The organism is Nocardia aobensis NBRC 100429, assembly GCF_000308375.1.
Classification (GTDB): Bacteria; Actinomycetota; Actinomycetes; order Mycobacteriales; family Mycobacteriaceae; genus Nocardia; species Nocardia aobensis.
Map to the genome: position 1 here is coordinate 25,421 of NZ_BAFQ01000136.1, position 8,621 is coordinate 34,041.

General features: G+C 68.9%; 8 protein-coding genes. 3 read left to right on the forward strand and 5 right to left on the reverse strand.

The window, feature by feature from the left end; genetic code table 11:
• Both RJ03_RS17310 and ftsY read right to left on the reverse strand, forming a co-directional pair.
• Nucleotides 1-1,410, reverse strand: coding sequence for an ammonium transporter (locus RJ03_RS17310; RefSeq protein ID WP_086007268.1), 1,410 nt, complete (start codon nucleotides 1,408-1,410; stop codon nucleotides 1-3).
• Nucleotides 1,411-1,616: 206 nt separating this feature from the next.
• Nucleotides 1,617-3,191, reverse strand: coding sequence for a signal recognition particle-docking protein FtsY (gene ftsY, locus RJ03_RS17315; RefSeq protein WP_373281709.1), 1,575 nt, complete (start codon nucleotides 3,189-3,191; stop codon nucleotides 1,617-1,619).
• Nucleotides 3,192-3,408: 217 nt separating this feature from the next.
• Between ftsY and RJ03_RS17320 the strand changes: the two genes are divergently transcribed.
• On the forward strand, nucleotides 3,409-3,798 hold the full coding sequence (locus tag RJ03_RS17320; protein WP_030513055.1) for a DUF2237 family protein: 390 nt from the start codon (nucleotides 3,409-3,411) through the stop codon (nucleotides 3,796-3,798).
• Between the two features lie 30 nt (nucleotides 3,799-3,828).
• On the opposite strand, the gene RJ03_RS17325 is transcribed toward RJ03_RS17320, so the two are convergent.
• Nucleotides 3,829-4,929: an FAD-dependent oxidoreductase gene (locus RJ03_RS17325; RefSeq protein ID WP_036503675.1), complete on the reverse strand. Its 1,101-nt coding sequence runs from the start codon at nucleotides 4,927-4,929 to the stop codon at nucleotides 3,829-3,831.
• 100 nt (nucleotides 4,930-5,029) lie between these two features.
• Between RJ03_RS17325 and RJ03_RS38850 the strand changes: the two genes are divergently transcribed.
• Nucleotides 5,030-5,617 carry a TetR/AcrR family transcriptional regulator gene (locus RJ03_RS38850; RefSeq protein ID WP_051024796.1) on the forward strand — a complete coding sequence of 196 codons (588 nt, stop codon included), beginning with the start codon at nucleotides 5,030-5,032 and terminating at the stop codon, nucleotides 5,615-5,617.
• Between the two features lie 91 nt (nucleotides 5,618-5,708).
• Here the strand turns inward: RJ03_RS38850 and RJ03_RS17335 are convergent, their stop codons facing one another.
• Nucleotides 5,709-6,545: a TetR/AcrR family transcriptional regulator gene (locus RJ03_RS17335; RefSeq protein WP_232329436.1), complete on the reverse strand. Its 837-nt coding sequence runs from the start codon at nucleotides 6,543-6,545 to the stop codon at nucleotides 5,709-5,711.
• A 62-nt stretch (nucleotides 6,546-6,607) separates the two neighbouring features.
• Between RJ03_RS17335 and RJ03_RS17340 the strand changes: the two genes are divergently transcribed.
• Nucleotides 6,608-7,510, forward strand: coding sequence for an NmrA family NAD(P)-binding protein (locus RJ03_RS17340; protein ID WP_083870925.1), 903 nt, complete (start codon nucleotides 6,608-6,610; stop codon nucleotides 7,508-7,510).
• On the opposite strand, the gene RJ03_RS17345 is transcribed toward RJ03_RS17340, so the two are convergent.
• Nucleotides 7,507-8,621: AAA family ATPase (locus RJ03_RS17345; RefSeq protein WP_036503681.1), on the reverse strand; the 1,115-nt coding region annotated here is incomplete at its 5' end. The two genes, RJ03_RS17340 and RJ03_RS17345, sit on opposite strands and share 4 nt — an antisense overlap.

Here is an 8,621-nt window from a genome sequence, read left to right on the forward strand (position 1 = left end):
TCATGCCTCCTTGACGGCGGTACGTGCCGTGCCACCCACAGCAGCGAAATCGTATGACGTCTCCGCGTGCTCCGACTCGTCCATACCCTTGAACTCGTCTTCCTCGGAAGCACGAATGCCGATCGTGTACTTGATGATCAGACCCAGAATCAGCGAGACGACGAAGGAGAACGCCAGCACGGTGAAGGCGCCGACGGCCTGCTTGCCGAGCTGATCGAAACCGCCGCCGTAGAACAAGCCCTTCGCGCCGCCGGCGCCCGCACCCGATTCCGGGGTGAGGAACAGACCGATCAGCAGCGTACCGACCACACCGCCGACCAGGTGCACGCCGACCACGTCGAGCGAGTCGTCGAAACCGAGCTTGAACTTCAGCCCGACCGCCAGCGCGCACAGCACACCGGCCACCGCGCCGATCACCAGCGCGCCCAGTACGTTCACCGACGAGCAGGACGGCGTGATCGCGACCAGGCCGGCGACGATGCCCGAGGCGGCGCCGAGGCTGGTGGGCTTGCCGTCGCGGAACTTCTCCACGACCAGCCAGCCGATCATCGCGGCGCAGGTGGCGAAGGTGGTGGTCAGGAAGGTGGAGCCGGCCAGGCCGTTGGAGCTCACCGAGGAACCGGCGTTGAAGCCGAACCAGCCGAACCACAGCAGACCGGCGCCGAGCATGACGAAGGGCAGGTTGTGCGGGCGCATCGGCGTCTTCGGCCAGCCCTTGCGCTTGCCGAGCACCAGGCACAGCGCCAGGCCCGCGGCACCGGCGTTGATGTGCACCGCGGTACCACCGGCGAAGTCGATGGCCTGCAGCTTGTTCGCGATCCAGCCGCCGTGGTGGACGATGTTGCCCGCGGCGTCCTTGACGTCGAAGTCGAACACCCAGTGCGCGACCGGGAAGTAGACGATGGTCGACCACGCGATCGCGAAGACCACCCATGCGCGGAACTTCATGCGGTCGGCGACCGCACCCGAGATCAGAGCCACGGTGATGATGGCGAACATCAGCTGGAACGCCACGAACACCGTCATCGGAATGGTGCCGGCCAGCGGGATGTTCACCTGATCCACCGCCGACGCGCCGGTCGACGGGTCCGCCGGGCTGGCCTTGACGGCATTGGTGCCGATCAGGCCCTTGAGCCCGAAGAACTGGGCGGGGTTGCCGATCAGGCCGAATTTGTTGTCACCGAATGCCTCGGAAAAGCCGTAGAGCGACCACAGCACGCCGACGATGCCCATCGCGCTGATGCTCATCATGATCATGTTGAGCACGTTCTTCGAGCGGACCATACCGCCGTAGAAGAACGCCAGCCCTGGGGTCATCAACAAAACGAGCGCGGAGCTCGCCAGCATCCACGCGGTGTCGCCGGTGTCGGGCACACCGAGCAAGGGATACGCCACCTTGTTCCTCCTCATCTCGGGCCCGGCCGAAACTGCGGCAAACGAGCCTGCACAGAAGGGTCGCGATCTGGTGTTTCATCCGTGCCGCCGCGATGTTTCGCATGCGTGAACGGATCCGCTTGCCGTGTTGCTACCAGGTTTCAGCGCGCACACAGCGCATGTCGGCGCACTGTGAGGATCGTGTCGAAATGAGGAGGAACTGCCGTTTTCGCTGCTCGCCGCTACCCGAGGAGGGCGTCGACGAATGCGGATGGTTCGAAGGGGGCCAGATCGTCGGCGCCCTCGCCGAGGCCGACCAGTTTCACCGGCACGCCGAGCTCGTGCTGCACCTGGAAGACGATGCCGCCCTTGGCGGTGCCGTCGAGTTTGGTGAGTACCACGCCGGTGATGTCGACGACCTCGGCGAAGACGCGGGCCTGGGTGAGCCCGTTCTGGCCGACGGTCGCGTCGAGCACCAGCAGGACTTCGTCGACGGCGGCCTTCTTCTCCACCACGCGCTTGACCTTGCCCAGCTCGTCCATCAGGCCCGTCTTGGTGTGCAGACGGCCGGCGGTGTCGACGAGGACCGCGTCGACACCCTCTTCGATGCCGGTGCTGACCGCGTCGAAGGCCACCGATGCCGGATCGGCACCCTCGCGGCCGCGGACCGTATCGGCGCCGACCCGCTCACCCCAGGTCTGCAGCTGGTCGGCGGCGGCGGCGCGGAAGGTGTCGGCGGCGCCGAGCAGTACGCGCCGGCCGTCGGCGACCAGGACGCGCGCCAGTTTGCCGGTCGTGGTGGTCTTACCGGTGCCGTTCACACCGACGACCAGCAGGATCGACGGATGGTCGGCATGCGGCAGCGCCCGGATCGCACGATCCAGGTCCGGGCGCAGGGCCTCGATCAGCACATCCCGCAGGACTTGCCGCGCTTGCTCGGCGGTGCGCACGCTGCGCGCGGCCAATTCCTCGCGCAGCCGCTCGACCACGGTCGTCGTGACCGAGGTGCCGAGGTCGGCCATGACCAGGGTGTCCTCGATCTCTTCCCACGAGTCCTCGTCGAGGTCACCGCCGCCGAGCAGGCCGAGCAGGCTCTTGCCGACCGCGTTCTGCGACCGCGAGAGCCGCCCGCGCAGGCGGGTCAGGCGGCCGGCGGTGGGTTCGATCTCCTCCACCGCGGTGGGCTGGGGCGCCGGTGCGGTGGGGGTCGGTGCTGTCGGAGTAGGTGCGGTCGGGGTGCTCGGCGCCGTGGTCGGAGCCGAATCCACCGGAGCGGATTCGGGTGTCTCGACGGGGGCGGGCGTGACCGCGGTGGCGCCGTCGGTCGACGGCGGCGCGGCGGGGCCCTCGGCCGGGGCTTCCGGGGCTTCCGGGGCGGCCACACCGTCGCCGGGGGTTTCCGTCGTTTCCGGTTCGATGGTCGGCGCGGTCGCGCTCGCCCCGTCCACCGGGCGGTCGGCGAGGGTTTCCGGTTCCGGCAATCGCACGTCGGTGATGGTCCGGCGCACCGAGTCGCGCGGGATGGCGGCGTCGTCGCCGACGTGCGGCTGACCCTCGTCGTCGGTGCGTTCGATCGGGACCGGTTCGGGCCGCGGTGGGGTCAGCGTGCCGGAGCCCGCACCGCCCTGACTGAAGTTGAAGCCACCGGCTGCGGTGTACCCGCCCGATCGGTCGGTCAGCTGCTTGTCCTGCTCCTCCGCCGGGGTGATACTCACTCGGCGGCGCTTGTACAGGACGAATCCGGCAACGAACGCCACCAGTAGTACGGCGACGATCGCGGCGATCAGAATCCAGGCTTGCGCAGTCACGGTTCCCATCCTGTCAGAACCCGCGAACGCGCCTGCGTGGCGGCAGGCGGGTGTTGCGCCCGCGACGGTACGGGCGATTCGTCACTATCCGCGCAACTGTCCGAGTACGTCCGACACGCCGACGACGTCGGACGATAAGCCGTCCGGCCACGCATCACCGGCAACCGTCCCGATACCAACCGCCCAAGGCGCGGCGAATCCGACACAGAGACAATAGGATCGGCTCGTGACCGATCGAAATGTGCTTGGGGGACCGCTGGAGGAGTGTGGCACCGATCCTCTCACCGGCTTCTACCGGGACGGCTGCTGCAGCACCGGCCCCGAGGATCTGGGTAGCCACACCGTCTGCACTGTTGTGACCCAGGAGTTCCTGGAGCATCAGAAATCGATCGGCAACGATCTGCTGACCCCACGCCCGGAGAACAATTTCCCCGGACTGCAACCCGGCGACCGCTGGTGTGTGGTCGCGGTGCGGTGGCTGCACGCCCATGAGGACGGGGTGGCCGCGCCGGTCGTCCTGGCCGCGACCCACGAGAACGCACTCGAGGTCGTGCCGATGGAAACCCTGCGCAAATACGCCGTCGACGTCCCCGACGACGTGAGCGACCTGTTGTAGTCGCTCGCCGGATCGGCGATCGGGCGAGCGTCACGCAGCCGCGAACAGGCGGACCGCGGTATTGCGCAACCCGATAGCCGGACGCGACCCGGGCACCATCAGCGCCGAGGCGAATCGAACCCCTCGATGTGATGCGCCGATCCGATCGCGATGCCGCCGCTCGTAGCGTTCCCACGCCGTATCCGGATCGTGCGGCGCCCGCGCCAGCTCCTCGGCCAGGGTGTGTGCGCCCGCGATGGCCAGGCTCGATCCGTCGCCGAACAGCGACAGGCATGAGGCGGCGTCTCCCACGACGGCGACCCGGCCCCGCGACCAGCGCGGAAGCGACACCTTACTGACGGCGTCGAAGTAGAGCTCACCCCCGGCGCGCACCTCGTCCAGCACATCCTCGAACGGTCCCATCCGCCCGGCGAATGCCGCGACCAGCAATCGGCGCTGCGCCTCACCGTCGCGGTGATCCAGACCGGCCACCGGCGCGCGCCGGAACATGAAGGCCGCGATCGGACGGCCACCGGCGGGATGGACCGAGACCGACCGCCCCGGCGAGTTGTACATGACCACCTCGTCCCCGGCGCCCGCCGCCCGCGTGAGGGGCACGGTGGCGATGTAGATCCCCATGTGCCGCACGAATTCCCGGTCGTCGCCGAAGGTCAGCCGGCGCACCGCCGAATGCAGGCCGTCGGCGCCGAGCACGTAGTCGTAGTGCGCCCGCTCCCCCGACTCGAACCCGACGGTGACTCCCGACGAGGACTGCTCGATCTCGGAAATACTGTCACCCCAGCGCATCTCGACGTGGTCGCGGGAGGCCCCGGCGAGAATGGTGGCGAGATCGGCGCGAGCGAGCTCCACCTCACCGCGCTCTCGATCGCCGACGCGCATCGAGGCGCGCCCACGGCCCCGCGCATCGACGAACCGCAGGCGATCCACGGCCGTTGCGGCAGCATGCAATTCGGGCAGCACGCCCATGGCGCTCACCACTTCGAGCGCCGGTCCGCGCACGTCGACCGGGTTGCCGCTGGAGCGCAGCCCGGCAGCCCGCTCGACCACGGTCACCTCGAATCCGTGTCGGCTCAGCCAGTAGGCCAGCGTCGATCCCGCGATCCCCGCGCCGGAGACGAGTACGTCAACCATGTCGCCACCTTTCTCAAGTGGACGATTTTCGTCCGCTTAGGTCGATGGTAATTTAAACGGACGCAATTCGTCCACTTGTTGAGCACGATTGGAGCCGCCGATGGTTTCGGAGCCGATCGACCCGGAGTCCCTGCGAGCCGACGCGCGCAGCAATCGCGATCACATCCTGCTGGCCGCCCTGGACGTCTTCGCCGAGCGCGGCACCGATGTCCCGATGAAGCTGATCGCCGATCGCGCCGGGGTCGGAGTCGGCACGCTGTATCGCCGGTTCCCCGACCGCGATGCCTTGGTGGTCGCCACCGCCCAGGCACACCTGAACCGCCTCGCCCGCATGGCCGAATCGGCGGGTGCGCAGGAAGCGACGGCATGGGACGGGTTGTGCCGGTTCCTGCGCGAGTGCGCACTGCTGCGCCTGGGTGCGCTGGCGGCGGCCATCGAACCGGCCGTCCACGTGATGGTCCGCACCGACCCGCGGATCGGCGCGGTGCGTGCGGGAGTTCTGGACCGGATCGGCGAATTGATCCGGCGAGCCCAGCACGACGGCGACCTGCGCACCGATGTCGGCCTCACCGAAGTCGGTCTCCTGATGACGGTGCAGGTCTACGCCCAGCCCGGGGAGTCTTATCCGGCGGCGGTGGACCGAGTGCTCGCCATTGTGTTCGACGGGCTGCGGCCGGCGGCGCGCTGAATCGGTCTGCACGCCCGCGGCCGGATGGCCGCAGACGGGTACCGCAGAACCCGGTCCGTCGACGAAGTGCCGAACCCCATGGCGCCGTGGATCACTCGATGCCGACCGGATTCCTTCCCGCCGCACTCGCGGCACGACGCAGCCGGTGGGCCTTCTGCCTGCACGCGGACGAGCAGTACCGGGCGGGCCGTCCGGTCTCCGCATGCGCCACGTGCGCCCCGCAGATCGGGCAACTCCCGCTGTCACGATTCCCGTCGGCCACCGTCGTTTCGTTACGGCCGAGAGAAAAATTCGCCGGTTTCGTTACGGCCGAGTCGGCTCGCATCGCCGCCAGCAGCATGGCGGCGGGGCGGGACAGTTCGTCGCGGGCAGTCGAAACACGCTGCATGGCAACGCAACCGGCGAAGATCGCCAGCACGTCGGCCAGGGTCAGGTCGGCACGCACCCCGCCCGCACGCCGCGCCGCCTCCAGCAGCTGCCCGAGGGCGAGGTGAAATCGCTCGCCCGCATCCCGGAGCAGCATCCGTGGCCAGCCGTCGTCGGCGTCGAGCAGATCGCACATCGCCTTGTTCCCGGGCGTGCGCGTGACGACCTCCGCGCAGAATGCCAGGAAGGCCGCGGCGGGGTCCGGATCGTCGCGCAGCATCAACGCCCGCGCGGTGAGCTGGTCGATCCGTTGCTGCAGCACGGCCTCGAGCAGGTCGGTCTTGGTCGGGAAATGGCGATGCACGGTGCCCGCCCCCACACCGGCGCGGCGGGCGATCTCGGCCAGCGACACCGACGTTCCGGATTCGGCGAAGGCCCGCTGGGCGGCGGCGAGGACACGAGCCCGGTTGCGGCGCGCGTCGATCCGGGTGCCCGGCGCTGCGGGCGCCGGTTCGCGCACCCCGTAACGAAACCCCGCGTCGGCGAATAGCGGAGACGACAACGCTGCTCCTATCGTGCGAATACGGGTCGACCGACCCGATTCTACCGAAGGGCTCCTCCGAAATGACCTTTCAGAACAACCTCGTTCTCGTCACCGGCGCGACCGGCAAGCAGGGCGGCGCCACGGCCCGCGCGCTGCTCGCCGACAACGTCGCGGTCCGCATCCTGGTCCGTGATCCCGCTGCCGAGGCGGCGCGCGAACTCGCCGCCCTCGGCGCGGAAGTGGCCGTCGGCGACTTCGACGAACCAGCCACCCTGACCGCGGCGGTAGCCGGGACACGAGGCGTCTTCCTCGTTCCACCGGCGGCCTTCGGGCCGGACGGCTGGGATGTCGACCTGGAGACGACCCGCGGTGCCGCCGTGATCGAGGCCGCCCGGACCGCCGGAACCGACCACGTCGTCTTCACCGGTGTGGCCTCGTTCGACAAGGAAATCTCCTGGGGCAGTACCGGAAAGCGGCAGATCGAGCAGGCGCTGGCCGACAGCGGCATGCGCTACACCGTGCTGCGCCCGGTCCGGTTCATGGAGAACTATCTGGCGCAGGGTATGCCGCTCGACGGCTTCGTCGACGGGGTGAACGTCCATCTGTTTCCGGCCGATCGACCGGCACAGATGATCGCGGTCGACGATATCGCCGCGGTGGCCGCGCTGGCGTTCGCCGATCCCGAACGGTTCTCCGGGCAGACACTCGAACTCGCCGGCGACGCCGTGACCCCCGCCGCCGCCGTCGAGCTGATCTCCCGCGCGACCGGATATCCGGTGCGGTATCGCGAAATCACCGAGGCGGAGGCCGACGCACTGGGTGAACAGATCGGCAATACCTGGCGCCTGAGCCATCAGGGCCACGGCTGGCATGCCGATATCGAGCAGACCCGCTCGTTCCATCCCGGTCTGCAGAGCCTGGAGACCTGGCTGGCCACCACCGGCGCCGCGGTTCTGAAGTCCCGGTTCGCGGCGGGCGACTAGGTCGTCGCGCCCACCAGATTCTCCCCGCGCAGTCGCTGCGAGATGACCTGGGTGATGCCGTCGCCGCGCATGCTGACGCCGTACAGCGCGTCGGCGATCTCCATGGTCGGCTTCTGGTGGGTGATGACGATCAGCTGCGACTTCTCCCGCAGTTGCTCGAACAGCCCGATCAGGCGGCGCAGGTTGGTGTCGTCCAGGGCCGCCTCGACCTCGTCCATCACGTAGAACGGGGAGGGGCGGGCCCGGAAGATCGACACCAGAAACGCCACGGCGGCAAGGGATTTCTCGCCGCCGGACAACAGCGACAGCCGCTTCACCTTCTTACCCGGCGGCCGCGCCTCCACCTCGATACCGGTGGTGAGCATATCGCTGGGATCGGTCAGCAGCAGCCGTCCCTCGCCGCCGGGGAACAGGCGGCCGAAAACCTGCACGAATTCGCGTTCCACGTCCTCGTAGGCCTCGGTGAACACCTGCAGAATGCGGGCGTCGACCTCGGCCACCACATCGAGGAGATCCTGCCGGGCCTTCTTGACATCCTCGAGTTGGGTGGACAGGAAGTTGTAGCGCTCCTCCAGGGCCGCGAATTCCTCCAGCGCCAGGGGATTGACCTTGCCGAGGGTGGCGAGATCCTTCTCGGCGCGTTTGACGCGGCGCTCCTGGGTGGCGCGGTCGTAGGGCATTTCCTGCGGTGGGCTCACCTGGTCGCCGCGCTCGCGGGCCTGCTCGTACTCCTGTATCTCCAGGGCGGTCGGCGGCATCGGCACGTGCGGACCGTATTCGGCGACGAGTTCGTCGAGCGCGATGCCGAACTGCTCGGCGATGGTGGTTTCCAATTGCTCGATGCGCAGCGCGGATTGGGCCCGCGCGACCTCGTCGCGATGCACGGCGTCGGTCAGCTGTGTGAGTTGCGTGCTCAGCGCGCGCACCCGCTCCTTGATCTGATCCACCTGGCCGGCGCATTCGGTACGCCGGCGGACCAGCTCGTCGCGCCGCGCGGCCGCCTCCCCCACCACGGTTTCCAGTTCGGCGGCGATCCGCTCGGCCGATTCGGCGACCACCGCCGCCACCTCGGCGGCACGGCGGCGGGCGGCCTGGGCCCGTTCGGCGCGGG